Origin of the sequence: Prauserella sediminis, from assembly GCF_014195435.1 — a bacterium.
GTDB lineage: Bacteria > Actinomycetota > Actinomycetes > Mycobacteriales > Pseudonocardiaceae > Prauserella > Prauserella salsuginis.
The window spans coordinates 73081-99189 of sequence record NZ_JACIBS010000003.1 but is presented as its reverse complement, the minus strand read 5'-3'; the positions used below and the strand labels follow the sequence as shown (position 1 = coordinate 99189).

22 protein-coding genes and 1 pseudogene are annotated in these 26109 nt (G+C 69.2%); 20 read left to right on the top strand and 3 right to left on the bottom strand.

All coding sequences use genetic code 11. From position 1 onward, the window contains the following. Positions 1-81 precede the first annotated feature (81 nt). Positions 82-1446 (top strand): MFS transporter, encoded by a 1365-nt coding sequence (locus tag FB384_RS20940; protein ID WP_221213492.1) that lies wholly within the window; start codon positions 82-84, stop codon positions 1444-1446. A gap of 85 nt (positions 1447-1531) precedes the next feature. Here FB384_RS20940 and aztA read toward each other — a convergent pair whose 3' ends face one another. Further along, entirely contained in the window at positions 1532-2353 is an 822-nt protein-coding gene (aztA, locus tag FB384_RS20935; RefSeq protein ID WP_183786524.1) for a zinc ABC transporter ATP-binding protein AztA, read from the bottom strand. A 66-nt stretch (positions 2354-2419) separates the two neighbouring features. Between aztA and aztB the strand changes: the two genes are divergently transcribed. The 19 genes and pseudogenes from aztB (at position 2420) to FB384_RS20840 (ending at position 23809) form a co-directional block, all read left to right on the top strand. After that, a complete protein-coding gene (gene aztB, locus FB384_RS20930; protein WP_183786523.1) occupies positions 2420-3286 on the top strand; it encodes a zinc ABC transporter permease AztB in 867 nt (288 codons plus the stop codon). Between the two features lie 8 nt (positions 3287-3294). Beyond that, positions 3295-4467, top strand: a complete 1173-nt coding sequence (locus tag FB384_RS20925; protein WP_183786522.1) for a WD40 repeat domain-containing protein — start codon at positions 3295-3297, stop codon at positions 4465-4467. Beyond that, entirely contained in the window at positions 4464-5399 is a 936-nt protein-coding gene (gene aztC / locus FB384_RS20920) for a zinc ABC transporter substrate-binding protein AztC (protein WP_183786521.1), read from the top strand. The genes FB384_RS20925 and aztC overlap by 4 nt, the downstream gene beginning before the upstream one ends. Before the next feature lie 63 nt (positions 5400-5462). Next, positions 5463-6653: a zinc metallochaperone AztD gene (gene aztD / locus FB384_RS20915; RefSeq protein WP_183786520.1), complete on the top strand. Its 1191-nt coding sequence runs from the start codon at positions 5463-5465 to the stop codon at positions 6651-6653. A 307-nt stretch (positions 6654-6960) separates the two neighbouring features. Then, entirely contained in the window at positions 6961-8916 is a 1956-nt protein-coding gene (gene htpG / locus FB384_RS20910; protein WP_183786519.1) for a molecular chaperone HtpG, read from the top strand. A 215-nt stretch (positions 8917-9131) separates the two neighbouring features. Continuing rightward, on the top strand, positions 9132-9587 hold the full coding sequence (locus tag FB384_RS20905) for a hypothetical protein (protein WP_183786518.1): 456 nt from the start codon (positions 9132-9134) through the stop codon (positions 9585-9587). Continuing rightward, a complete protein-coding gene (locus FB384_RS20900; protein WP_183786517.1) occupies positions 9587-11182 on the top strand; it encodes a putative T7SS-secreted protein in 1596 nt (531 codons plus the stop codon). Before FB384_RS20905 ends, FB384_RS20900 begins: the two co-directional genes overlap by 1 nt. Positions 11183-11221: 39 nt before the next feature. Then, positions 11222-11752, top strand: a complete 531-nt coding sequence (locus FB384_RS20895; protein WP_183786516.1) for a hypothetical protein — start codon at positions 11222-11224, stop codon at positions 11750-11752. Then, positions 11749-12243 (top strand): YbaB/EbfC family nucleoid-associated protein, encoded by a 495-nt coding sequence (locus FB384_RS20890; protein WP_183786515.1) that lies wholly within the window; start codon positions 11749-11751, stop codon positions 12241-12243. The genes FB384_RS20895 and FB384_RS20890 overlap by 4 nt, the downstream gene beginning before the upstream one ends. 87 nt (positions 12244-12330) lie before the next feature. Next, on the top strand, positions 12331-13041 hold the full coding sequence (locus FB384_RS20885) for a hypothetical protein (protein ID WP_183786514.1): 711 nt from the start codon (positions 12331-12333) through the stop codon (positions 13039-13041). Between the two features lie 236 nt (positions 13042-13277). After that, positions 13278-14288: a YdcF family protein gene (locus FB384_RS20880; protein ID WP_323985389.1), complete on the top strand. Its 1011-nt coding sequence runs from the start codon at positions 13278-13280 to the stop codon at positions 14286-14288. Positions 14289-14438: 150 nt separating this feature from the next. Beyond that, the gene (locus tag FB384_RS20875) at positions 14439-14936 is read left to right on the top strand and encodes a winged helix-turn-helix transcriptional regulator (RefSeq protein WP_183786513.1); all 498 of its coding nucleotides are present in this window, start codon (positions 14439-14441) and stop codon (positions 14934-14936) included. A gap of 161 nt (positions 14937-15097) precedes the next feature. Then, positions 15098-15622, top strand: coding sequence for an SRPBCC family protein (locus tag FB384_RS20870; protein WP_183786512.1), 525 nt, complete (start codon positions 15098-15100; stop codon positions 15620-15622). Next, a pseudogene (locus FB384_RS20865) lies at positions 15622-16669 on the top strand (LLM class flavin-dependent oxidoreductase). Before FB384_RS20870 ends, FB384_RS20865 begins: the two are co-directional and overlap by 1 nt. A gap of 223 nt (positions 16670-16892) precedes the next feature. Then, positions 16893-18236, top strand: a complete 1344-nt coding sequence (gene gdhA, locus FB384_RS20860; RefSeq protein WP_183786511.1) for an NADP-specific glutamate dehydrogenase — start codon at positions 16893-16895, stop codon at positions 18234-18236. Between the two features lie 367 nt (positions 18237-18603). Then, a complete protein-coding gene (locus tag FB384_RS20855; protein WP_228726564.1) occupies positions 18604-19788 on the top strand; it encodes a PucR family transcriptional regulator in 1185 nt (394 codons plus the stop codon). Between the two features lie 488 nt (positions 19789-20276). Beyond that, positions 20277-21182, top strand: a complete 906-nt coding sequence (locus FB384_RS20850; protein WP_183786509.1) for a hypothetical protein — start codon at positions 20277-20279, stop codon at positions 21180-21182. Further along, on the top strand, positions 21182-22945 hold the full coding sequence (locus FB384_RS20845; RefSeq protein WP_183786508.1) for a GMC family oxidoreductase N-terminal domain-containing protein: 1764 nt from the start codon (positions 21182-21184) through the stop codon (positions 22943-22945). Before FB384_RS20850 ends, FB384_RS20845 begins: the two co-directional genes overlap by 1 nt. A gap of 192 nt (positions 22946-23137) precedes the next feature. Beyond that, positions 23138-23809 (top strand): class I SAM-dependent methyltransferase, encoded by a 672-nt coding sequence (locus FB384_RS20840; protein WP_183786507.1) that lies wholly within the window; start codon positions 23138-23140, stop codon positions 23807-23809. A gap of 462 nt (positions 23810-24271) precedes the next feature. On the opposite strand, the gene FB384_RS27375 is transcribed toward FB384_RS20840, so the two are convergent. Together FB384_RS27375 and FB384_RS20830 are read right to left on the bottom strand one after the other, a co-directional pair. Next, positions 24272-24610 (bottom strand): hypothetical protein, encoded by a 339-nt coding sequence (locus tag FB384_RS27375; RefSeq protein ID WP_183786506.1) that lies wholly within the window; start codon positions 24608-24610, stop codon positions 24272-24274. 361 nt (positions 24611-24971) lie between these two features. After that, the gene (locus tag FB384_RS20830; RefSeq protein ID WP_183786505.1) at positions 24972-26033 is read right to left on the bottom strand and encodes an alpha/beta fold hydrolase; all 1062 of its coding nucleotides are present in this window, start codon (positions 26031-26033) and stop codon (positions 24972-24974) included. Between the last annotated feature and the right edge of the window lie 76 nt (positions 26034-26109).

The following is a 26109-nucleotide window of genomic DNA, read 5'->3' as shown; positions in this document are numbered from 1 at the left end:
CGACGGCTCCCTTCTCGCTCCGCTTGATACATTCGTATCATTCGTTGATACACCTGTATCAGGAAGGTGGTGCCCGCTGCGATGCGGCGACTCGGGCTGTGGGCGTCCTGTCTGGCGCAGCTGTCGGTGGTGCTGGACGTCTCCGTGGTGAACATCGCGCTGCCGTCGATCCAGGCCGAGCTGGGACTCGGGCGGGTCACGGCATCGTGGGTGGCGATGGCCTACAGCGTCGGCTTCGCCGGGGTACTTCTGGTGGGTGCGAGGCTGGCCGACGTCGTCGGCACCGCGCGGCTGCTCGCCTGGGGCTCCGGGGTCTTCGCCGTGGCCGGCACGATCGGCGGCCTCGCCACCGAGGGCTGGGTGCTCGTCACAGCGCGGGCCGCGCAGGGGCTCGCTGCCGCCGTCGTCTCGCCCGCTACGTTCACGCTGCTCACGGTCACCCATGCCGAAGGCCCGGTCCGCACCCGCGCGATCGCGATCTGGACCGCCGTCAGCCTGGCGGGAGGCGGTGTCGGCAACCTCGTCAGCGGGGTGCTCACCGATCTGGTGTCGTGGCGCCTCACCCTGCTGATCAACCTGCCCCTCGGTGGCGCCGTGGTGGCCGCCGCGGTCGTGCTGTACCGGCGGAACGTCGACGACCGCCGCGGCGGGCGGATCAGTCTCACCGGTGCCGGGTTGGCGACCGGCGCCTTCACGGGCGCCGCCTACGCACTGTCGTCGGCAGGGGAGCCGGCCGCCGGGGTGCTGCCCGTCCTGGCCGGAGGCGGCGCCGTCGTGCTGTTGGCGCTGCTCGTGATGCAGCAGCGGCGCAGCCGGTACCCGCTGGTGCCGACCGCGCTGCTGCGGGACCGGACCATCGCGGTCGGCAACGTCGCGACCGCGCTGACGGCTGCCTGTTTCCAGGTGGGACTGTGGTTCTTCCTCACCTACCGCATGCAGACCCAGCTGGGCTACACGCCGATGCAGGCCGGGATGGCCTTCGTCCCGTTGATCGTGGTCATGCTCGGAGTCAACCTCTGGGTCACGCCGCGCCTGATGCGGCGGCACTCGCCCCGGAGTCTCGTCGTCGCCGGGGTCGTGATCGCCGTGCCCGCGCTGTTCTGGTTCGCGGCGGTGGATCACGGCCCGTTCGCCGTGTCGTTCCTGGTACCGAGCGTCGCGATCGGGATCGGCGGGGGCCTGCTGAACACGCCGTTGGCCACCCTCGTCACCACCGGTGTCCGGGCAGGGCACACCGGTGCCGCGTCCGGCCTGATGAACACCTCGAAGCAGTTCGGCGGGGCGATCGGCCTCGCCGCGGCGTCCACCGCGACCGCCGCGGCCGGCACCGACACGGCCGCCTTCGTCCTGATGGCCCTCTCGCTGGTGGCCGTGGCCGCAGTCGTGGCCGGAATTCCCCGGCGTGACAGCACGTCGGCGCCCGTCCCCGCCGAGCGGAGCGGGTGAGGACGCCGAGCGGAGCGGGTGAGGGCGCCGAGTCCGGTCCCGGTGTTCGCCGCCCACGCAGCGGCGGGGGTGCGTGCCTGCCCCATCACCTGCCGCGGTAGCGGTCCAGTCCCCAGGCGTGATCGACGACCTCGTGGGTCAGCACGTCGGCGGGCGGGCCCTCGGCGAGGACGCGGCCTCCGGCGAGCAGCACGCAATGGTCGGCGCGATCCGCGTCGGCGAGGTCGTGGGTCACGTGGACCGCGGCGGTTCCGTCCGCGGCGGCACTGTGGAGTGCCGCGGCGATCGCGTCCTGGGCGGCGACGTCGAGCCCGGCGGCAGGTTCGTCGAGCAGCAGAACCTCGGAGTGCTGTACGAGTCCCTGGGCGACGAGCGCGCGCTGGCGTTGCCCGCCGGAGAGTGTGCTGAGGCGCCGTCGGGCGAGGTGGGCGATACCGAGGTGGTCGAGTGCGTCCTCGACGAGCCGGTGGTCGTCGCGGCGGAGCCGGCGCCACGGTCCGCGGCGGGCCCAGCGGCCCATGCGCACGACGTCCCGCACGGTGATCGGCAGCTGCTCGGGCAGGCCGGATTGCTGGACGACCAGTGCGGGCCTGGTGGCCGTTGGCGTGGTCACCCTGCCGGAATCGGGCCTGACCACGCCTGCGATCACACCGACCATTGTGGACTTCCCGGCGCCGTTGGGGCCCACGATCGCGGTGACGGCTCCGCAGGGGAGGCGGGCGGTCACCCCGTGCAGGACGGTCGTGCCGTCGTATCCGGCGGAGACCTCGTCGAGTGCGACCTCAGCCGGTTCGGGTGCCGTCGTGTCGTCCCCGTGCGACGGCAGTGCGGGGCCCGCTCGGACACCGGCGTCCGGAGTGCGGCGCCCCGGGGGTCCTGCACCGGTGTCGTTCGTCGTCTGTGTCATGGCTCTCCTCGGGCACGACGGACAACTGATTGAAATGAAATTCGTTTTCAGTTTAGGCTACCGCGTGTGGAGTGGTTGATCGCGCCGTTCGAGGTCTCGTTCGTCCAGCGGGCGATGTGGGGAGGGATCCTCGTCTCGGCGATCTGTGCCCTGGCCGGGACGTGGGTCGTCGTGCGCGGCATGGCCTTCCTCGGTGAGGCGATGGCCCACGGCATGCTGCCCGGCGTCGCGGTGGCCTCCCTGGCGGGCGGCAACCTGATGCTCGGCGGAGCGCTGAGCGCCGTCGCGATGGCCTGCGGTGTCACCGTGCTCGGCCGGTCGCGGCGGTTCGCCCAGGACACGGCTATCGGCCTGCTGTTCGTCGCCATGCTGGCCGCCGGCGTCATCATCGTGTCGCAGGCGGACTCGTTCGCGGTCGATCTCACCGGCATCCTCTTCGGTGACGTACTCGCGGTGCGCGCGCAGGATCTGCTGCAGCTCGTCGCGGCGCTGGCGCTCGCCGCCGTCGTGTCGGTCGGCGGGCACCGGGCGTTCGTCGCGCTCAGCGTCGACCGGAGGACCGCGGCGACCCTCGGGCTGCGGCCCCGCGTGGCACACGGTGCGCTGCTGTTGTTGCTGACGCTGGCGATCGTGTCGTCGCTCCATGTCGTCGGCACGCTGCTGGTCGTGGGGCTGCTGGTGGCCCCGCCCGCCGCGGCGATGTTCTGGGCAGACCGGATTCCGCTGGTCATGCTGGGTGCCGCGCTCATCGGCAGCGCCGCCACGATCATCGGGCTGCTCGTCTCGTGGCATGCGGGCACCGCCGCGGGCGCCACGATCGCGCTCGTCGCCGTGGCGCTGTTCGGCCTCTCCGCCTCGCTCTCCCGGTTGCGCCCGTGCCGCGACGCGCCGCGCGCCGTTTCCACCGAATCCATTCCGGAAAGGACACCGTGATACCGCACGTGACAACGACAGCGTTCCGGCCACGCGCCGCGACCGCGTTCGCCGCAGTCCTCTGTGGACTTGCGTTGACCGCCTGTGGCGGGAACGCCGAGCCGAGCGGATCGCCCGCGTCCAGCACTCCGCACGGCTACGTCGAGGGCGCCGAGGAGGGCACGGAACCCCAGCTGCGGCTGGTGGTCGCCGACGGCGACGGGCGGGGCGTGCGGGTCGTCGACCTGCTGACCGAGGAGGTGACCGACCTCCCCGGCGGGGAGAGTGTGACCGGAGCCGTCACCGACGGCCGGTTCGCCTTTCTCGCCGGCGACGGGCGCACACGCGTGGTTGACAGCGGTGCCTGGACCGTCGAACACGGCGACCACAACCACTACTACCGCACGCAGCCCGGCCGAGCCGGCGTCGTCGACGGCACGGTGACGGGGGCGTGGTCGGACAGCGCCGTCACCGCACTCGCCCGCGAGGACGGCACCACGGTGCTGCTCGACAGGGAGAAGCTCGAAGCGGGCGAGGTCGGCGAGCGCGAGACGATCGACGGCATCGCCGTGCCCTACGAACAGCACCTCGTGGTGGCAGGCGACGACGGCCTCGTCGTGCGGGAACGTGACGGTGGCACGGTTGCCGACGTCGACGCGACGTGCGCCCGGCCCGCCCACGCCGCCGCGACCAGCCGCGGCGTCGTGTTCGGCTGCGCCGACGGCGCGGTGCTCGTCGGGGAGGACGACGGCGAGTTCACCGCCGAGCACATCCCGTATCCCGAGGACGGCCCCGACGCAGCGACGTTCCACCAGCGGCCGGGCTCCGAGACCCTCGGCGCCGTCGGCGGCAGGCAGGGTGCGTGGATCCTCGACACCGGGGAGGGCGCGTGGACGTTCGTGAGGAGCGGCCCCGCCGCCGCCGTGGTGGCCACGGGTGCCGACGGGCCGCTGCTGGTCCTGACCGAGGACGGGGTGCTCCACGCCTATGACGCCGAGACCGGCGAGGAGACCGCGACGGCGCCGCTGCTCGACGGCGGCGCGCCCGACGGGGTCACCATCACGGCCGACACGAACCGCGCTTACGTCAACGATCCCGCCGCGTCGACCGTGCACGAGATCGACTACCACGACGATCTGCGCGTCGCTCGTACGTTCGACGTCGACGTCACGCCGTCGCAGCTCGTGGAGGCGGGCCGATGACGGCGTGGCGCGGGGGCCGGCTCGCGGCCGTGGTGGCCTCGCTGGTGTCGGTGGGCGCGCTGGCGCTGAGCGGGTGTTCGGCTGCGGGCGCCGGGGACGGCGGCATCGTGGTGACGACAAACATCCTCGGTGACGTCACGCGCGAGATCGCGGGGGACCAGACCGAGGTCACCGTGCTCATGCAGCCTGGTGCCGATCCGCATTCGTTCGCGATCTCGGCCCGGGAATCGGCGATCGTGGAACAGGCGGGCCTGCTCGTCCACAACGGGCTCGGCCTGGAGGAAGGCGTGCAGCGCAACGTCGATGCCGCGGTCGAGGCGGGCGTCCCGGCGCTGGCGGTGGCCGAGCAGGTCGACCCCGTCCGCTTCTCCGGCGGTGACTCCGGGGGAGAAGCGGACCCGCATTTCTGGACCGATCCGCAGCGCATGCGCACGGCCGTGGAGCACATCCGAGACCGCATCGTGTCCGATGTAGACGGAATCGACGAGGACGCGGTCCGTGCCAACGCGCGGGCGTACCTGGCGAAGCTGGACGAGTTGGACGGGTGGATGAACCGGCAGTTCGACCGCATCCCCGACGACCAGCGCACGTTGGTCACCAACCACCACGTCTTCGGATACCTCGCGCAGCGGTACGACTTCACCGTGCTGGGAGCGGTGATCCCCAGCGGCACGACACTCGCCTCGCCCAGCGCATCGGACCTCGAAGACCTGGCGGGCACGGTGCGCGAGGCCGGGGTGCGGGCGATCTTCGCCGACTCCTCGCAGCCGGACCGGCTCGCGCAGGTGCTGGCCGACCGTGCCGGCGTCGACGTGCAGGTGCGGTCGTTGCATTCGGAATCTCTCACCGGTGGCGACGGGGGCGCACCGACCTATCTCGCCATGATGCGCGCCAACACCGAGGCCATCGTCGACGGACTCACCGGCTCATGACCCTGCGCGGCGGGTCGAGCAGCGCCGCGCACACCGAATTGGTTCCCACCAGAAGGAGAAGAGATGAAGAGTACGGCCCGGACCAGGAGACTCGCCGCGGCCTCGGCGGCTGCCGCGATGGTCGCGGTGAGCGCCTGCGGCACGGACGAGCAAGCGGGCCAGGGCGGTGGTGGCGGTGAGCAGGGCGGTGGCGCCGATATCACCGAACCCGTGGTCACGACCTACGACGGCGGCATGTACGTACTCGACGGCGACACGCTCGAGGTGCAGGCCGACATCCCGCTGGAAGGCTTCAATCGGCTCAACCCGGCAGGGGACGACCGGCACGTCATGGTGTCCACATCGGAGGGTTTCCAGGTTCTCGACGCGGTGGGAGGGCAGCTGACCGACGTCACGTTCGGGGGTGCCGAGCCCGGCCACGTCGTGCGTCACGCGGACCGCACGGTCCTGTTCACCGACGGCACGGGCCAGGTGCGCAGCTTCGACCCGCACGACCTCGGCGACGGCAAGCCGGAGACGAAGGAGTACCGCACCGAGGAGCCGCACCACGGTGTGGCCGTCGAGCTGGACAACGGCGGCATGCTCGTCACCCTCGGCAACGAGGAGGAACGCAACGGCATCGCGATCCTCGACGAGAGCCGCGCCGAGGTCACCCGCAACGAGGACTGCCCCGAGGTGCACGGCGAATCGGCCGCCCAGGGCGGCGCCATCGCGGTCGGCTGCGAGGACGGCGTCCTGATCTACCGCGACGGGAAGATCACGAAGGTCGACAGCCCGACCGACTACGGCCGGATCGGCAACCAGGCGGGATCGCCCGAGTCGCCGATCGTTCTGGGTGACTACAAGCAGGACGAGGACGCCGAGCTCGAAAGGCCCGAGGAGATCGCACTCGTCGACACCGAGAACGCGCAGCTGCAGCGGGTCGACCTGCCGGCGAGCTACACCTTCCGCTCGCTCGCGCGGGGCCCGGAGGGCGAGGCGCTGGTGCTCGGCACGGACGGCAAGATCCATGTCGTCGACCCCGACAGCGGTGAGCTGACCGAGTCGATCCCGGTGCTCGACGAGGAGTGGTCCGAGCCGATCGAGTGGCAGGAACCGCGGCCGGCGCTCTTCGTCAGGGGCGGCACCGCGTACGTGTCGGACCCGGATCAGAAGCAGCTCCACGCCGTGGATCTCGAGTCCGGCGAGACGACCGCGACGGCAGACCTGGAGGCCGCCCCGAACGAGCTGAGCGGGGTGGTGCACGGGCACTGACGGCGCACTGGCTCCGGCCCGTCCCACGGGGCGGGCCTCGCACCGGAACCCGGCGGTCACGGATCGCCGGGTTCCGGCGTGCGGAAGTCCGCCTGCCGAGGTCCGTGTCGGTCGTGGCGGTTGCGGGGCGGCGGTGGTCGTGGTGGTTGGCGGTGGTCGCGGTCGAGACGACCCGGTCACCGCGTGCGGCGAACGTGGAAGAGCAGGGGCGTCGCTCGCACGATGCACCCGTCGGTGATGATGGAGGGGGCGCATTCGCCAACGTCACATCACGAGTCATGTCATCACCCAAGGGGGTCCATCGCCGATGGCGGAGCAGGCAGTGGAGTCGGAGCAGCAGGCCGAGACGCACGAGTTCCAGGCGGAGGCGCGGCAGCTGCTGCGCCTGATGGTGCATTCGATCTATTCGGACAAGGACGTGTTCCTGCGGGAACTGCTGTCCAACTCCTCGGACGCGCTGGACAAGTTGCGGCTCGAATCGCTCGTCGACAAAGACCTGGACGTCGACACCGAGGACCTGCACATCCAGCTGGAGCGTGACCCGGCAGCACGCACGCTGACGGTGCGCGACAACGGCATCGGCATGTCGCATGACGAGGTCGTCGGTCTCATCGGCACGATCGCCCGGTCCGGGACGGCCGAGCTTCTCGAGAAGCTCAAGTCGGCGCAGGAGACACAGGGCAGCGACCTCATCGGGCAGTTCGGCGTGGGCTTCTACTCGGCGTTCATGGTCGCCGACCGGGTCACCGTCGTGACCCGCAAGGCGGGCGAGACCGTCGGCACACGCTGGGAGTCCGAGGGCGAGGCGACCTACACGATCGCCGACGTCCCCGACGCGCCGCAGGGAACCGCGGTGACGCTGCACCTCAAGCCCGTCGACACCGACGACGGCATGCACGACTACACCGACACCGGCGTGCTGCGGCGGATCGTCACCCGTTACTCGGACTTCCTGGCCTGGCCGATCCGGATGGAGGTCGAGCGGGTCAAGAAGGGCGAGGACGGCGAGTCCGACGAGACCGTCGTCGAGCCGGAGACGCTGAACTCGATGAAGGCGCTGTGGGCACGGCCGCGCAGCGAGGTCACCGACGCCGAGTATCACGAGTTCTACAAGCACATCAGCCACGACTGGGCCGACCCGCTCGAGACGATGCGGCTGCAGGCCGAGGGCACGTTCGAGTACCAGGCGCTGCTGTTCCTGCCCTCGCGTGCGCCGTTCGACCTGTTCACCCGCGAGGCGAAGCGCGGCGTGCAGCTCTACGTCAAGCGCGTGTTCATCATGGACGACTGCGAGGAGCTCATGCCCGAGTACCTGCGCTTCGTCAAGGGTGTCGTCGACGCGCAGGACCTGTCGCTGAACGTCTCGCGCGAGATCCTGCAGCAGGACCGCCAGATTCGCGCCATGCGACGCAGGCTCGCCAAGAAGGTGCTGTCCACCGTGGCCGGTCTGGTGAAGTCGGAGGAGTCCGAGGACAGGGACAAGTACCGCACGTTCTGGAGCCAGTTCGGCACTTGCGTGAAGGAGGGTCTGGTCACCGACCCCGACAGCCGACAGGACATCCTCGATATCGCCTCGTTCGACTCGACCCGCTCGGCCGACGAGCAGACCACGCTCGCCGAGTACATCGAGCGCATGCCCGAGGGCCAGGAACACATCTACTACCTGACCGGCCGCTCGCGCGAGATGGTGGAGAAGTCGCCCCACATGGAGGCGTTCACCAGCAAGGGCATCGAGGTATTGATCCTCACCGACCAGGTCGACGAGATGTGGGTCGACTCGGGTGCCGAGTTCCAGGGCAAGACGTTCCGGTCGATCGCGAAGGGCGAAGTGGACCTGGACGGTGACGGCGAGGGCGACGACTCCACCGACGAGGCGACGAAGGAGCAGTTCGCGGGCCTGCTGGAGTGGCTGCGCGAGACGCTCTCGGACGAGGTGAAGGACGTGCGCCTGTCGTCGCGGCTGACGACCTCGCCCGCCTGCATCGTCGGCGACGAGGGGGACCTGAGCCCCGAGCTGGTCCGCATCTATCGCCAGCTGGGCCAGCCGCTGCCGGACGTCAAGCGCATCCTGGAGATCAATCCGGAGCACGCGCTCGTGACCGGGTTGCGCGAGTCGCACGCGACGAACGCCGACGATCCGTCGCTGCCGGAGGTCGCGCAGCTGCTGTACGGAACCACCCTGCTGGCCGAAGGGGAGGAGTTGCCGGATCCGCACCGGTTCGCGCAGCTGCTCGCGGGCAGGTTGGCCGCCGGCCTCGGCTGAACGGGCCGTCGCAACACCGCACGCCAGGGGCGGGCCGGGGCATCCCGGCCCGCCCCTCGTGTATGCGGCAGGGGTGCCGTTGGGGGAGAGCGGACAAGAATTCACGCCGACCTGGGAACCGGGCGGGGCCGTACCGCGTCATGAACTACGTACGAGCGGTGGCCGGCGGCCCGTGCGGCCGGCGGGCCACCGAACAGGCGAAGGAGTTGGGGACCATGACAGGCTTTGATGCCGTTCCTGACGAACTGCGCGGGACCGCGGGACGGATCGGTGAGACCGCGGGGGGCGCGGCGAACCTGGTCTGGCAGGGCCCGAGCGGTGACTACGGGAACGACGCGGTGCAACAGGCGTGGCAGCTCTACATCGAGAGCATGCGCAAGCACTTCGAGACGCTGAAGGGCAAGGCCGACGAACTGGGAGGCCAGCTCGGCTCGGCCGCCGCCCAGTACCTCGAATCCGATGACGACACGCGCTCGTCGCTGGACACACTGGGGAACGCGGTCGAGAGCGCGGCGGGCGGTATCGCCGCCGGTGGAGCCGTGGGCGGCGCGGTCGGCGGTGCGGTCGGCGGGATCGCAGGCGGCCTCGGCGGTGCGGTCGGCGGTGCCGCCGCGGGCGGCATCAGCGCCGTTCTCGACGGCGGTGCGGGTAGTGAGGGACAGGAGCGGTGATGGCGGAACTGGGGCAGACCGACGATCCGAAGGCGCTCGTTCCGGGTGAACCCGAGGTGATCTCGTCCGATCTCGGTTCGTTGGTCGATCCGATCAACGTCGCCGACGACATCGGTTCGACCCTCGGCACGATCGACCCGGCAGGCTGGGTCGGCGATGCGGCGACGAGTTTCCGTTCGGTCTTCGCGGAGGAGCCGCCCAAGTGGGGGCAGGCTGCGGAAGCCGTCGGCCAGGGCGGCGAGCAGCTGGCGAACTACGCCGACATCCTGAACTGGGGGCAGGGTGAGGCGCAGCGCGCGATCGAGCTGTACCACCAGGCGCGGGCTGCCAGCAGGGCGGCGAAGGCCCAGTACGACGCGCAGCGCGCGCTGGGCCCGATGATGGACGGCCCGATGACGCCGTTCGAGGACCCGGGCGCGCCCGCCATGGCGGAGGCGCAGCAGATCCTCGACGCCGCGCGGAAGGCCGTGGCCGCGGAGGGCGGCATCGCGGCCATGGCGCTCGGCATGACCCACGACGAGGAGGGCCGGTTCCAGCACGGGTTCGGCGAGCAGGAGTTCGGAGCCGAGAACCGGCAGACGCAGCGGCGGTTCAACCCGGAGACCGGCCAGTGGGAGGACGTCGACCCGGGCGGCTGGCAGACCGACGAGAACGGCAACCGCAGCTACCAGAACACGGTCGGCGACGAACCGGCCGACAAGCTCATGCACGACGGCGCCAGGGAGCTGTTCGACAGCCTGGGCATCGACCTCCCCGGCCCCGGCATGCTCGGCATCGACCCGGTGCGCCACGAGGTCGGTGACGACGTCGAGGTCGCGGGCGGCGAGTTCGATGTGGGCGCCGAGTACGGCGACATGTCGGCCGGTGCATCCGGCTCGGGTTCGGTGCTCGGCGCCGGAGCAGGCGCGTACGCCGAGGTCACCGAGGACGGTTTCGCCGCCGGTGCGAACGCCGAGGCTTACCTGGCCAAGGGCGAGGTGGAAGGTGAGTTCGACACCGGGATGGGCGTGTCGGGCAGCGGCAGCGCCAGCGGTTTCGTGGGCGGCGACGCCAACGCCGAGGCGAGCGTCGACGCGCTCGGGGCACAGGCCAGTGCCGAGGCGTTCGTCGGTGCCAGGGGCGATGTCGAGGGCGAGATGAACTTCGGCGACCACGCCAGCGTGTCGGCCAGTGGTGAGGCCATGGCGGGTGCCGAGGCCTCCGCCGACGCCAGCGTCGGCCTCACCGGCGCCGACGTCAGTGCCGAGGCGTTCGCCGGTGCCAAGGCCAGCGGTGACGTCGGTGGTGAGGTCGCCGGTGTCGGCGCAGGTGTCAACGGCGAGGCATGGGCCGGTGTCGGCGCCTCCGCCGACGCCCAGTTCGGTATGGGTGACGACGGCAAGTTCCACATCGGCGCATCCGCCGGCGCCGCGCTCGGCGTGGGTGGCAAGGTCGGTTTCGACGTGTCGGTCGACCCGGGTGGGGTCGTCGACGCGGCGACCAGTGCCGGCGAGGCCGTGAGCGGCGCGGGCCAGGCCGTGGGCGACGCGGTCGGCGGCGCCAAGGACAAGGCAGGCGATGCGATCAGTAGCGTGGGCAATGCACTCGGCTTCTGAGTGCGGTGACCGCCCGTCGACGAGGAAGAAGGCGTGAGCATGGCAACGACGATCCCGGTGCCGATCGAGTTCTCCCTGCCGGAGGGCTGGGTCTCGGTGTCGCCGGACGAGATCGGTACGCCGAACGCGGCGTTCGTGGCGTTGCGGCCCGACACGGGCGGGGACGGCTTCACCGCGAACATCACGATCACCGGCGAAGTGCGGGACGGCGACGTGCAACTGTCCGATGTGGCCGCCGAGGCGGCCGAGCGGTTGCGCGGCGGTGCGTACGAGGTCAAGGTCGGCAACACGCAGGCCACGGGTACCGCCGAGAACCCGGTGTACACGCAGCCGCTGCGGATTGACGCCGACGTGGCCGGTCGCCGCCGGTATCTGGTGCAGTATCAGGTGTTCATGGGATTCACCGACACGGCCGATCCGTCGCGTCGTGCGGTGATCGAGATCGTGCTCAGCTCCACACCGGAGACGTTCCAATCCGTGTTCGCCGATTTCGAGGAGTTCCTCGGCACGATCCGTCCCGATCAGGGCGGTGCCGGCAGCGGCTCCGGAACCACGGGAGGTTCGGCATGAACGAGACGGCCAAGCATCTGGTGCAGCGCATCCAGGCGGTCGACGACGCGGCGGCCGCGAACCGCAACCGGGCCGAGACCTACAAGGCCATGACCGAACAGTTGGCCGAGGTCACCGGCACGGCGAGCTCGCAGGACGGGATGGTGACGGTCGAGGCCGGACCGGACGGCACGGTCGAGCGGGTCACGTTCTCGGACGCGGTGCGCGGTGGCGTGGACCCGGCGGAGCTGTCCGCCAGGGTGCAACACACGATCGCGCTGGCGCGGGTGGCCGCCACCCGCGCGCAGGCCGAGGTGGTGCAGCGCGGTCTCGGCTCCAGCGACCTGCTGGACAAGGTGCTTGAGGAGGACAAGAAGCTGTTCGGCGACTCGCAACCGGTCGATCCGGGGCCGGATCCGCTCGGGGGCGGGTCGGCCCGCAGGCGGGGCGGGCGCGAACAGCTCAGCGACGACGAAGCCTTCGAGAGTTTCCGCGTGTTGCGGCGGAGCTGAGAACCCATGGACGAAACCGGGTGGCCGGGCAGCCGGCGCACCCGGTTTCGTGCGTCTGCCGACCGTGCGATGTGGAGGGTGTGACGAATGAGTGTGGGCGCGATCCTCGCGATCGTGTTCGGTGGCGTACTGCTGCTCGCCGCCGGGGTGATCGCGCTGATCGTCCTGGTGCGGCGCGCGGGCAAGGCCCGTGCGGCCATGTCGACGTCGGAGGCTCGGGCCGCGGTCCAGGCGAGAGGCTGGACCTTCGCCGAACGGGACGACTCGTACGTGCCGCTCTACGATCGGCAGTACGACCGCACGGGATGGGCCGAACCGTTCCACCGACCGCCGCGCGCGACGGGGGCGACGGACGTCATCACGGGCACGCATCGGGGCAGGCCGTTCGTCGCTGCCACGTTCCAGACCGTGCACGACGGGAAGCATCGGCCGGAACGTGCGATCTGGGTCGCCGCTCCCGCGCCGCACCCGATGCTGAGTGCGACGCGGATCGTCGGGCCACAGAACACGATCAACCGCACGATCGGTATGGGCGGCGTGCAGCTCGGCGACGAGGAGGTCGACCGGAGCTTCGAGGTGCATTGCGACGACGAGGCGTTCGCGCGCGCGGTGTTCGGCCCGGAGCTGAAGGCGCTGCTGCTGCACGATTCGCGCTCGTTCCGGGGCTTCGTGCTGCGTGGGGAGTATCTCGACGTGTTCGACCCGGTCAGTGATCACCGCGATCCCGAGGAGCTCGTCGCGGCTCTGGAGTTGCGCTGCGACATGCTCGACCGGATCCCGGTCTGGCCGCGCGGCTGACGTCCGAGCCCTTCGATCCTGCCCGCGACGGTGCCGTGGCGGCCGGACGCCGGTGGTTCGTCGCCGCGGTGGTTGTCGCCGTTCGTGCCGGTTCGCGGCCGGGCGGGGCACCGGTCGCTGTGGTCTAATGCCGTCCATGGTGGATAGTCGAGGCGCGTCCGACGCGGCGGGCAGCTGATGGCTTTCGGATCCGTGCGTCGTGTTCCGGCCACCACGGCGTCGACACGGGAGCTCCCGTGAGTGTGTCGCCGGTCGCGTTCGTCCCTGCAGCGTTGTCCTTCACGGCGTTCCTGATCAGCTTTCTGCGTGATCGGCGCAAACTGCGCAACGGGGTGTATCTGTTCCTCGCGTTGGCGTCCCTCGCCGTGGCGATGCTGCTGGTGGTGGGCACGGTCTCGGAGGGCGCGGCGCGGGTGCTGCTGGTGATCGGGGTGCTGCTGATCCCGTTGTCGGTGCTGGCGTTCGGGGTTTTCCTGATCGCCAGCGGCGTGACGATGCTCCGCCGAGAGGGACGGAGACTGGCGAACCTGGTGTCGCTACTGGCCGGGATCGGCATCGTGGCCTACGTCCCGGCCCAAGTTCTCGTCGGCCTGATCGACTGGAAGCCGCTGACGGTGACGGCCACGGCGGTGACGGGCGTGTTGTTCTACGTGTCGTTCCTGTTCGTGTGTTTCCTGCTGTACTCGGTGGTCTACGGCCGGATCTCCTCCAGGCGTCCCGTCGACTACGTCGTGGTGCTGGGGGCGGGGCTGCTGGACGGACGGCGGGTGCCGCCGCTACTGGCGAGCAGGCTCGGTCGCGGCCGTGAGGTGTTCGACGAACAACGTGCTCGCGGCGGCGACCCGATGCTCGTCACCTCGGGCGGGCAGGGACCGGACGAACAGGTCCCGGAGGCCCACGCCATGCGCGACCACCTCGTCTGCCGCGGTGTGCCCGCCGACCGGGTGCTCGTGGAGGATCGTTCCACGACGACGTGGGAGAACCTGACGTTCAGCGCCGAACTCATGCGGGCCCGCAAGGCCGATCACCGGTGTGTCGTCGTGACCAACAACTTCCACGTCCTGCGGGCCGCGCTGCTCGCGCGGAAGGCGAAGATCGACGGGCAGGTCGTCGGTGCGCCGACGGCGTGGTACTTCTGGTCCAGCGCGGTCGTCCGCGAGTTCATCGCGGTGCTGGTGGCGCACCGCGTGTTCAACGGCGTGGTGTGCGGCCTGATCGTCCTGTCGCAGGTGCTGGGCGCGCTGTAGGCGGGTTCGAGGCAGCACGCTGTGGCTCCGTCGGGCACCCACGTTGGGAGCCCTCGGGCCGCATCGGCGACCGACGGCGCCGCGCGTGGCCGCCCTCGGGTTCCGCCCACGCAGGTGAGTTGTTATGTGAAACGCTGTACGGTGACCGGTATGAGGCGGACGTCTTTCGCGAACTGGCCGTGTTCGATCGCCCGGACGATGGATCTGCTGGGCGACGTGTGGACCCCCCTGGCGTTGCGGGAGGCCTTCTACGGGATCCGTCGTTTCGACGACTTCCAGGAATCGCTGGGCATTGCGCGTAACACGCTGACCGATCGGTTACGGCGGCTGGTGGACGAGGGCCTGCTGGAAAAGCAGGCCTACCAGCATGTTCCGGTGCGGTACGACTACGTGTTGACCGAGAAGGGACGCGACTTCTACGGCGTGCTCGCTGCGATGAACCGTTGGGGCGATCGTTGGCTGGCGGGGGAGAAGGGGGTGCCCGTGGTCCTGCACCACGATCGGTGTGGCCACGACACCCAGCCCGAGATCGTGTGCGGGGCGTGCAAGGAGCCGCTGCGCGCGGAGGAAACCAGTAATCGGATGGGCCCGGGTTACCCGGCGGCGCTCGCCGAACGACCGGATGTGCAGCGGCGTTTCGCGGAGTGAGGCCGCAACCGGAGGAGCGGGATGCGGGTCCGCTCGGTGGTCGTTTCCGCCCGGCCGAGATGTTCCCGGCCGGGCGAGCGCTTGACGCGTGAGTTCAAATAAGCAACTCTGCTGGTCGGGAATTGTTGTGACGTGGGCCGAGGGGAAGAGGTCGGACGACTATGGAATGGACCGGCGCGCGGTACGAGGACATGCCGACGGTGCAGGTGGAGACCCGGATCAACGCTTCGCCGGAGCGGGTGTGGACGCTCGTGTCCGACATCGAGCTGATGCCCGAGTTGAGCCCGGAGCTTCAGTCGGTGGAGTGGCAGCACGGGGACACCGGGCCCGCCCTCGGGGCGCAGTTCATCGGGCGCAACGAGCACGACGCGCTGGGCAAGTGGAGCACGACCTCGCACATCGTGGACCTCGACCCGCCGAGGACGTTCGGCTGGGCGGTGGAGGATCCGGACAACCCCACCGCGACCTGGCGGTTCACGGTCGTGCCCGACGGTGACGGCACGCTGTTGCGGCAGTGGATGCAGCTGGGTCCTGCGCGTTCGGGGCTGTCGCTGGCGATCGATCGGATGCCCGACAAGGAGCAGAAGATCGTGTTCGTCCGGCTGCGGGAGTTCGAGACCAACATGACGGCCGCGGTCGAGGCGATCAAGAAGCTGGCGGAGGACACCGGGCAGGTGGACCGCTGATGCGGACGGCGACCACGATCGAAGGGTCGGGCGGTTCGTGGCAGGAGCTGGTCGAGTACGTGGTGGAGGCCGAGAAGCTCGGGCTGGACATCTGCTGGGTCGCCGAGGCGTGGGGTTCCGACGCGCCGTCCCCGCTCGGATATCTGGCGGCGCGCACGGATCGGATGTTGCTGGGTTCGGGGGGTCATGCAGGTGGGCACCAGGACACCGGTGGGCATCGCGCAGGCGGCGATCACGCTGTCGCAGCTGTCCCAGGGGCGCTTCCTGCTCGGGCTGGGGTCGTCGGGTCCGCAGGTGATCGAAGGACTGCACGGCGTGCCGTTCGCGCGCCCGTTGGCGCGCATGCGGGAGACCGTCGAGGTGATCCACCGGGTGCTGGCCGGGGAGAAGATTTCCTTCGAAGGGCGGCACGTCGCGATCCCGCTACCGGGCGGGGAGGGAAAGCCCATGCGGCTCTCGACGCGCGCGGAGCACGAGATCCCGATCTACCTGGCCACGTTGTCACCGGCCATGCTCACACTGACCGGCGAGATCGCGGACGGCTGGCTGGGCACCAGTTTCGTACCCGAAGGTGCCGCCGACGCATACTTCGCACATTTGGACGCCGGACTTGCCGAAGCCGGGCGTTCTCGTGCGGAGCTGGACATCTGCCAGGGCGCGGAGGTGGCGTTCGCCGACGATGAGGACGACTTGCGCGAGATGCTGGGTGAGCGGAAGAAGAAGCTCGCGTTCAGCCTGGGCGGCATGGGCTCGGCGAAGACCAACTTCTACTACAACGCCTACGGCCGGCAGGGCTGGGCCGATACCGCCGCAGAGATCCGGCAGCTGTGGCAGTCCGGGGACCGCGACGGCGCTGCCGAGCTCGTCACCGACGAGATGGTGCTGGGAACGACACTGATCGGCACCCGGGACATGGTCCGTGACCGACTGCGGGTGTGGCGGGACACCGGTGTGGACACGGTGCGGTTCTATCCCGCGGGCGACTCGCTCGAAGACCGATTGGACACGTTGGCCAACGCCATCGAGCTGGCGCGCGGCCTGGACTGAACCGCCTGGACACTCGGGCACCGGACGCCCGGGCACTCACCGGGGTGACCCGCGGCAGCGGAGTTTCCACTGCTTCCGCGCTGGTGGCCCGGTGGTGTGTGTCCTTCGTCATGTTGATCGAACTGCGGGCTCCGGATGAAGTGGACGGATCGCGTGTCGATCCGAGGTCGCGCGGCGGCCCGCTGCCGGTGGAAGTCGGTGGATGTCGGTGGAAGGAGTCCAGGTGGTCCTGCACGAGCGTCTCGAGCCCGTTTACGCGAACGTGGTGGAGCGCAACCGCGGTGAGGACGAGTTCCACCAGGCGGTCCGCGAGGTGCTGGAGAGCATCGGACCGGTCGTCGACCGGTACCCCGAGTACGCCGACCAGAAGATCATCGAACGGATCTGCGAGCCGGAACGCCAGGTCACCTTCCGGGTGCCGTGGGAGGACGACCACGGCGAGGTGCACATCAACCGCGGCTTCCGTGTCGAGTTCAACAGCGCCCTCGGCCCGTACAAGGGCGGTCTGCGTTTCCACCCCTCGGTCTATCAGGGCATCGTCAAGTTCCTCGGTTTCGAGCAGATCTTCAAGAACGCCCTCACCGGACTGCCGATCGGCGGCGGCAAGGGTGGTGCGGACTTCGACCCCAAGGGCCGCTCCGACCGGGAGATCATGCGGTTCTGCCAGAGCTTCATGACCGAGCTGCACCGGCACATCGGCGCCGACACCGATGTGCCCGCCGGCGACATCGGCGTCGGCGGCAGGGAGATCGGCTACCTGTTCGGCCAGTACAAGCGCATCACGAACCGGTACGAATCGGGGGTGCTGACCGGTAAACACCTCTCGTTCGGCGGTGCCCGTGTCCGCACGGAGGCCACCGGCTACGGCTGCGCGTACTTCGTGCGGGAGATGCTGGCCGCCCGCGGACGCTCGTTCGACGGGATGCAGGTCGTGGTCTCGGGCTCGGGCAACGTCGCCTGTTACGCCATGGAGAAGGTGCACCAGCTCGGCGGCGTCGTCGTCGCCTGTTCCGACTCCTCCGGTTACGTCTACGACGAGAACGGGATCGACGTCGAACTGGTCAAACGGCTCAAAGAGGTCGAGCGGACACGGATCGGCGACTACGTCGAGCGCCGGCAGGCCGCGAAGTTCGTCGCCGACCGCAGCATCTGGGAGGTGCCGTGCCAGGTGGCGCTTCCCTCCGCGACGCAGAACGAGCTCGACGCGACGGACGCGGCTCAGCTGATCGCGAACGGGTGTATCGCGGTCGGTGAAGGTGCGAACATGCCGGCGACTCCGGACGCGGTCCGGATGTTCCAGGAAGCCGGCGTCGCGTTCGGGCCGGGCAAGGCGGCGAACGCGGCCGGGGTGGCTACCTCGGCGCTCGAGATGCAGCAGAACGCCTCGCGCGACAGCTGGAGCTTCGAGTTCACCGAGCAGCGGCTCGAACAGATCATGAAGGACATCCACGCCCGCTGCTACACCACCGCCGACGAGTACGGCATGCCCGGAAACTACGTCGCCGGAGCCAACATCAACGGTTTCACCAACGTCGCGGACGCGATGCTGCGACTCGGCATCATCTGAGGAGCCGGTCAGCGGCCGAAGCCGGAGCCGCGGCCTGCTCTTGCTTCGACGGCCTCCCGGAATGGCCCATCGAACGGGAACGTTCCGCAGCGTCAGACAGGTCGAGGGGCGTGCACACGTGTTCCTGATGATCGCGTCCCCGCTCCGGCATCGCTGGTCGAGGGCACCACGACGGTGGGCGCGGCACCGGCCCGCGGTCGATCGAGACAGGCCCGGTGGGCCCCTCGATCTCGTCGGCCCGTCCGCTGGCGACCACCTCGTGGCGCCAGATCGGTCAGTACGGGTGGCCATGGTCCGCCGCCACCGGTGAGCAGCGGTGTGGGTCGCCCTGTCGTGCGCCGGCTCCTACTCTGACCCGGTGACTTCGATGGCAATGTTGCCCGAGCCCGCTCCGGCCACGCGAGAACTCGCCCGGCGACTGCTCGCACGGGCGCCCGAGCTGGCGAACCTGTTGCGCGACACGATCGTGCAGAACGACGACGTGTACGCGACCACGGACCGGGTAGCGCCCAAGGAGCTGCTCCGCTCGTGCCGGGACAACATGCTGCGTTCGTTACAGTCCCTGTCCGGCCAGGTGCCGGACGGCGACGATCTGTTCGACGCCGCACGGCTGACGGCGCGGCGCCGGGCTGACGCCGGCTTCCCACTCGAGTCGCTGTTGCACGCATTCCGGCTCGGTACCGAGGTGCTGTGGGCGGCGTTGCTGGACGAGGCCAGGACCTCCGCGCCCGACGCCCTCGGAGAGTTGTTGGACGGCGCCGTACAGGTGATGCAGCTGATGGACGTCATGTCGTTGGCCACCGCCACCGAGTACCGGGCGCGCCAGTCGGCTGCGCAGCGGCGGGACTCCGAACGGCGACAGGCGGTGCTGGAAGGCCTGTTGGACGGTCGCGGCGGCGATCCGCTGGTCGCCGACGAAGCGAACCGGGTGCTCGGGCTCACGTCCACCACCCGGCTGGCCGTTGTGGTGGTCGGCCACGCAGGGCCGTCCACCTCGCCGTCCCACTCACCCGCTGATGCGCTGACCGCGTTGGGTTTCGCCTCGCAGTGGCAACTCCGGGCCGACCGGGAGGTCGGGCTGGTGGAGCTTGGGTCGGCCCCGTTGTCACGCCTGGTAGGTCAGCTCGGCCGGGTCGTGGAGGGCAAGGCGGGCGTCTCGCCGGCGTTCACCGGCCTCACCGAGTCGGCGTCGGCATACCGATTGGCGGAGCTCGCGTTGGACACGGTTCCCGAGGGTCGCTCCATGGTCGCAGCGTTCGAGGACCGGCTGCCGGAGGCGTTGCTGGCTGCGAACCGTCCGATCGCGGACCGGATCCAGGAGCACGCGCTGGGACAGCTGCTCGTACTCGACCCGGACAAGCGGGATCTGTTGCTGCGGACGCTGGACTGTTGGTTTCGGCGGGACGGGGCCGCTACCGAGGTCGGCGACGAGTTGAACTGTCATCGCAACACCGTGTTGCAGAGGCTGGCCAGGATCGAGGCACTCACGGGCCGGTCACTGCGCGACCACCGCGATCAACTGTTGCTGCGGTTGGCCGTGCTGGACCGATGAGGCCGCGGCGGCCGGGCAGCGTCACGACCGTCGTGGAGGTACGCCGGTCGGTGTGGATGGGCGGGACAGCGGGTCCGGGCGGGTGCCATGACTGCGCCTCGACGGTGACCTGATCGCCGTTGAGCGTGAACGTGGAGGTGGGCACGACTCGCCTCCGCAGGGCTTCTGCAGGGGTGCTGGTGGGCAGACCGACGGTGGACAGGCGTCGAAGTCGACAGGGAAGCGGCGAGGCCGCTCGCCGGTGGCCCTGCGGTACCAGGCGACAGTGGACGTGATCGTCGACATCCTGTGCGGATGCCGCCGAGGTCGACGTCGGTTGTGCCGTCGCACAGGTTCGGTCGCGTGGCGGCCGGCTGAGTCGCCCGATCGTATGGCGATGTGTGCAGGCGCACACCAGGGCGGCGTTCAAGTGTGTGCGGAGCGCCGATGCAGTGGCGGGCCGAGTTGACCACGGTGTAGGAGGCCCGACGCTGTGCCCAGGAGGTTCCATGAACACAGATCCGCACGATCGGCGTACCTTTCTCGCCCGGATCGGCTTGCTGGGTGCCGTAGCCGGCGCCGGCGCGCTGTTGCCGGGTGCCGTGGCCTCGCCCGGTGCCCGAGCCGCGTCCGGTGCCCGAGCCGCGTCCGATCCGCTGCTCGGGCTGGTGAACACGGCACTGGCCGAACTGGCCAGAGACACCCTCAACGGGTTGGCCGTGTTCGTGGTACCCGGCCCGGATGCCTACTCGGCGGCCCAGGGGACGCGTCGCGATGAGCCGGGCGCCATGGAGGCGAACACCCCGGACTTCCTGATCGAATCGCTCGACAACTACGTCCCTGTTCCTGATCAGCTGGCCGGTCCGTTGGCCAGCGCGTTGGCCAACGGACTGGCAGATGTGGACGTGCCGCTGCCCGATGGGCTGCGCCCGCTGCCGACCGGCGAGCTGCTCGATCTGGACCAGGCTGTCCGCACGTTGCTGCGCAACGACGAGACCGTGCCGTTGTCGTTGGTGATCGCCTTGTTGCTGAACAGCCTCGCCACCCTGGTCAATCCGGCGGCGGTCGGCGGCGCGTTCCTCTCGCCGTTCGCGCGACTGTCGTTCGCGGAGAAGGCCGAGGCATTCCGAATGATGGAAGAACCCGCCGCAGGTCTGGTGTCGGCGATCGACGACGAGCTGTCCGGACCACTCCAGGGAACGGCATCCGGGCTGTTGGAGTTCATCGCGGGCGCGCTGCTGGAGTTCTCCGCGTTCGGCACCTACTGCGAGTGGTCGACGTTCGACCCGGCGAGCCTGAGCGTGACGAGCACCCCGGTGGGATGGCGATTGAGCGGCTACGACCCGGGCGTGATCGACGGCTGGGACGAATTCCAGGGCTACTACCAGGGACGCAAGGAAGTGAGTGCACGCTGATGCGCGACGTCATCGTTATCGGAGCCGGCGGCGGTGGGGCCGTCGTGGCCAAGGAACTCGCCGCGCACGGACTGGATGTGCTGGTCGTCGAGGGTGGACCCCGGCACGCTCATCCCCGACAGGAATGGAGCCGGCTGGAGAACGACGCGAACAACCCGCTCACCGGCTATCTTCGGGTCGGCCAGGCGGACCGCAGCAAACCGGCGGCGTACCGGGAGTTGCCACAGAACTCGTTCCTCTGGCAGGTGTCCGGGGTCGGCGGCACGACACAGCACTACTTCGGAAACAGTCCGCGCGCCTATCCCGGTGTCTTCGCCGGTTACCAAGGGCCGGACACCGACATGTACGACGTCCAACATCGATTCCCGTTCTCCTACAGCGACTTCGTGCCGTACTACGAATGGGCCGAGGCGACCCTGCCGGTGCATACCGCGCCGGTCGGGACCAAGGAGAGCGTCTACCTCCGCGGCTGCGAAACGCTCGGACTTCCGGTGCAGGACACGAAGACCACACTCGGTCCGTCCTACCGTCCGCAGGAGAACGCCATCCTCCCGCCGGGCGGCCGCGCCGGGCTGACCACCGATCCCGCTGAACTGCGGCACCCGACCTCGACCGGCTGCACGTTCTGTGGACATTGCTTTCAGGGCTGCGCGGCCCCGATCGACGCTCCGCGGAACCTGTTCGCGAAGCGCTCCACCGACAACAGCTACATTCCGATGGCACTCACGGCCGATGCGTGGTCCCCCGGTGGGAAGCCGATCACACTGGTGACCGATGCGACGGTCACCAAGGTCCGCACCGAGCGGGACGTCGTCAGGGGAGTGACCTGGCAGGACAACGCGACCGGCGAGGTGAGCTCGGAGGACGCAGCCGTCGTGGTGATGTGCGGCGGCGCGGTGGAGACTCCGCGGTTGTGGTTCAACAGCGAGCTGCCCAACCCCAACGACTGGGTCGGCCGCGGCTTCACCGATCACTACCTGGACTGGACCTTCGGTCTGTTCGACTCCGACGTCGGCTCGTCCAAGGGGCCCTCTTCCGCTGCCCGCACCGACTACCCCGGCTACGGCATGAACATGAACGTCGGCCTGATGCCCGGCATCGAGGCGTTCGCGATGACCTTCTCCGACAGCGGAATCCGCGGCCACTACACCAACGGCCGCGGCCTCACCGGTCCGTGGGACGGCGAGACGGGCCGGCTCGTGGGACCGGAACTCAAGGATGTCCTGATGCACGGCCTCGACCGCATCCTCAACGTGGTCAGCATCGTCGACGACGACGTCACGGCTGACAACCGTGTCACTCTCTCCGCCCTGCCCGCCGACGAGAACGGAGCCGTGCCGAAGGTGCGGTTCGTCAATCGGGGACGCAGCAAGCGCAGCGTTCGCAATCGCGAGTTCCTCGCGCACCGGGCCGCCGAGTTGTTGCGTGGTGCCGGCGCCACGAAGGTCTACCGGATGGATTGGCCTGCGTTGCCGCTGCACACACACTCCACTATGCGCATGGGGCACTCGGAAGCTGACTCGGTGGTTGACCAGACCGGTGAGACACGCGCGGTGAAACGACTGTTCATCGCCGACAACTCGGCGCTGTCCAACGCGGCCGGGGGACCGAACCCGACACTCACCACGCAGGCACTGGCCACCCGCACCTCCGAGCACATCTTCCAGCGCTACTTCGGAGGGGACCCGTGGGTCCGCTCACAGGCCCCCACCGTCTCGACGGATGGTCGAGTGACCCGTCGACTGAGTGAGCTCGGCTTGTGAGGCAGGCGAGGACGGGGTCGGCAGACATTCGCCACGCCGATCACCGTTCGCCTACCTCCGCGGCGACGAGGCCGAAGGAACCGCGGCCAGCTGCCCCGACATCAGTGGCGAAAAAAGCGCCCTACGCTCGCGAGGTCGCCGCCACCACCGCCGCGTGCACTGTGTCGTGAGGCGAGTATGGACAATGGTGCTATGACGAGGTGGTGGGAAGACCGAACGTCGAGGGTGGACAACGACGGCTCGACGACCGCGCGCCGACGGCGACCGGAGCACGGCCGCTTCGCCGGTGAGTTCCTCCGCCACCCGATGCGTGCCGGTGCCGTCATGGCGACGGCGACGGACTGTGTAGCCGGTTTCCTCGACGAGGTCCCCCTGGCCGGTGCCCGTACGGTGGTCGAGCTCGGCGCGGGGTCCGGTGCGATCACCGCGGAACTCGCGGGGCGGTTGCCGGACTCGTCGCGATTGCTGGCTGTGGAGGTCAGTCCGGCATTGACGGCTCAGCTGCGGACCCGCTGTCCGGAGGTGGACGTGGCCTGTGCGTCGGCGTTCGACCTGCCGGATCTGGTACGGGCGCGCGGCCTGCTACCGGTGGATCTCATCGTGTGTTCGGTGCCCTGGACGGTGATGGGGGAGCAGCGGGACCGCTTCCTGGGCGCCGCGCGTGAGACGCTGGCCGACGGTGGGACGTTCAGTACGTTGCTGGTCGCGCATCGTGCTCGGGAACGCGGCGTGGCTGCGACATGGGTCGGGCGGCATTTCTCGGACGTCAAGGCGGGACGGGTGCTGTGGGGGAATCTTCCGCCGCTGCGTGCGCTGCATTCCAGCACCCGCCGACACGACGGCAACCGGACTCCCGTGCGGTAGCGACTGTTCGGACACCGGCAAGCCGGACACCGGCAAGCCGGACACGGCAACGACGGACACCAGCAACGAAAAACCCCCATCCCGGTTGCCCGGGATGGGGGTTGAAGTGGTGCGCGATACTGGGATCGAACCAGTGACCTCTACCGTGTCAAGGTAGCCACTGGTGGGGCACTGACCTGCAACAATGGAGATTGTGCTGGTCGGTGCGGTGTCGTTGGGAGTCGTTGCCTGGCGGCTGGCACGGTTGGGTGCAGGTGGGTCCTCCCTGCTTCCTCCCAGATGGTGCCTCCCACTGCTGTCGAGCGCAGGCGCGCGTTTGCGCAGCTACGCAGAGTTAACGAAGGTCCACGGTCCGCGACGGCGGCACGGTATTAGTCGCCGCGTTTGGTGTAGTGAGCGCCGAGATCGCGGAACTTCTTGAGTCGATTACCAGCAGTGCCTGGTCGGCCATACTGCCCCAGGTCAGCTTGCGGATCTTCTCCTCGGCGTCTGCCGCGGTGGCGAACGCGTGCGTGCGCCGAGCTCCTTGGCGGTGTCGCGCTTGAACCGCACCGGATCCACCACGACCATGTGCAAGGCGCCGGCGTGCGCGGCGCCTTGCACGGCGTTGATCTCGATGCCACCGACGCCGTAGATGACAGTGGTGTCACCCGGGTGTACGCCGCCCGCATAGGTTGCGTTTCCCCACCCGGTGGGGACGCCGCAGCCGACGAGCACTGCGGTCTCCAGCGGCTGCCACTCGTCGACCGTCACGACCGAGTGCTGCGAGATCGTGGCGCGCTCGGTGAACGTGCCGAGCATGAATATGTCACCGTAGGCGGTGCCTTCGAGTGGAACCGGTACGTGCCGTCGGCGAGCTGCCCGTCCAAAGTGCTGGCGCCCATGTAGCACATGTACTGGCCGCCGGTGGAGCAGTAGCGACACGAGCCGCAGTTGGGGTTGAGCTGTATGCGACGTGGTCACCAGGCTTCCCCTTGGTCATGCCCGGGCCGACGTCCTCGATGAGCCGGCGCCTTCGTGGCCGCCGACCATCGGATATCGCGGCGGTGTACTTGATCAGCACTTCGCCGCCCTTGGGCCCGTCGAGGCTCCAGCTCCATGATCTCGAACGGTTTGCCTTCGCTATGCAGGACTGCTGCCTTCGTTCTCATCGTTCTCTCGTTCACACAGACGTGTTGAGTAGGGCGCCGAGGTGTTCGTCGATCTGCGGCATGTAAGTGGGTGCGACGCCGAAGAGTCCGAGGTGGCCGAGCACGTCGTCTATCACGCGTAGCTCGCTGCCCTTGATGCGTTGCTGCTCGGCGCGGCAGTCGCGGACCGGGAAGAACATGTCCTCGTTGATCGGCATCACGAAAGTTCGTGCGTTGATCTTGCCGAGTGCGGCCGCCAGGTCGCCGTTGGTGTGCCGGGCGACGTCGCCGCGTTGCCACTTCCATGCCATGCATAACAGGTTGTTCGGGTCCATGGTCGTGAAGTAGGGCTCGAGGAAGCCAGCCATGAACGCTTCCTTGGAGTCGAACTCCAGCGCTCGCCAGACCTCCTGCTTCCAGAACTCGGTCGAGAAGCCGACGACCGCCCAGATGCCGGCGTGCCGCTTGAGCCCGTCCACGACGTCGGCGTTCGAGGAGTACTCGCCACCGTTGAAGCCCGGGTCGGACGTGATTGCCTCGCTGAGCGCCTTGCCGAACAGGAAATCGTGCGGCGTGGTCTGCGCGGTTCCGGCGATCGGTGCGGCCCGCTTGACCTTGTCCGGGAAGCGGACGGCCCACTCGTAGGTCTGTTGGGCACCCATCGAGCCGCCGACCACGAGCTGCAGTGTTTCGATCCCGAAGTGCTCACGTAGCAGGCGTTCCTGGGCGACGACATCGTCGCCGATGCGTACATGCGGGAACTTCGACATGGCGAGCTTGGCGTTGGCGATGTCGGCGTTGTGTGGGCTGGTGGACAGTCCGCTGCCGATCTGGTCGACGCAGACGATGAAGTACCGGTCGGGGTTCAACGCGTGTTCGGCCCCGACGTAGATGTCGCGCCATATCTGATGGGTGCCGGAGTACCAGGTGGTGATGAGGATGGCGTTGTCCTTGGCCTCGTTCAGCTCACCGAAGGTCGCCACCGCTAGCTGGCAGTCAGGGATCGACCCACCCTCTTCCAGGTCGAGTCGACCGATGCTGAGCAGGTCGTAGTCGCCGTGAAACTCATGGGTGTAATACGGGTTCTCGATCATCGTCTGGTCCTCCTCGTAGAGCTGGCCCTCTGGGTCGGTGGCGAGCAAGTGGGCCCGACGCCCGACGACTAGCCTG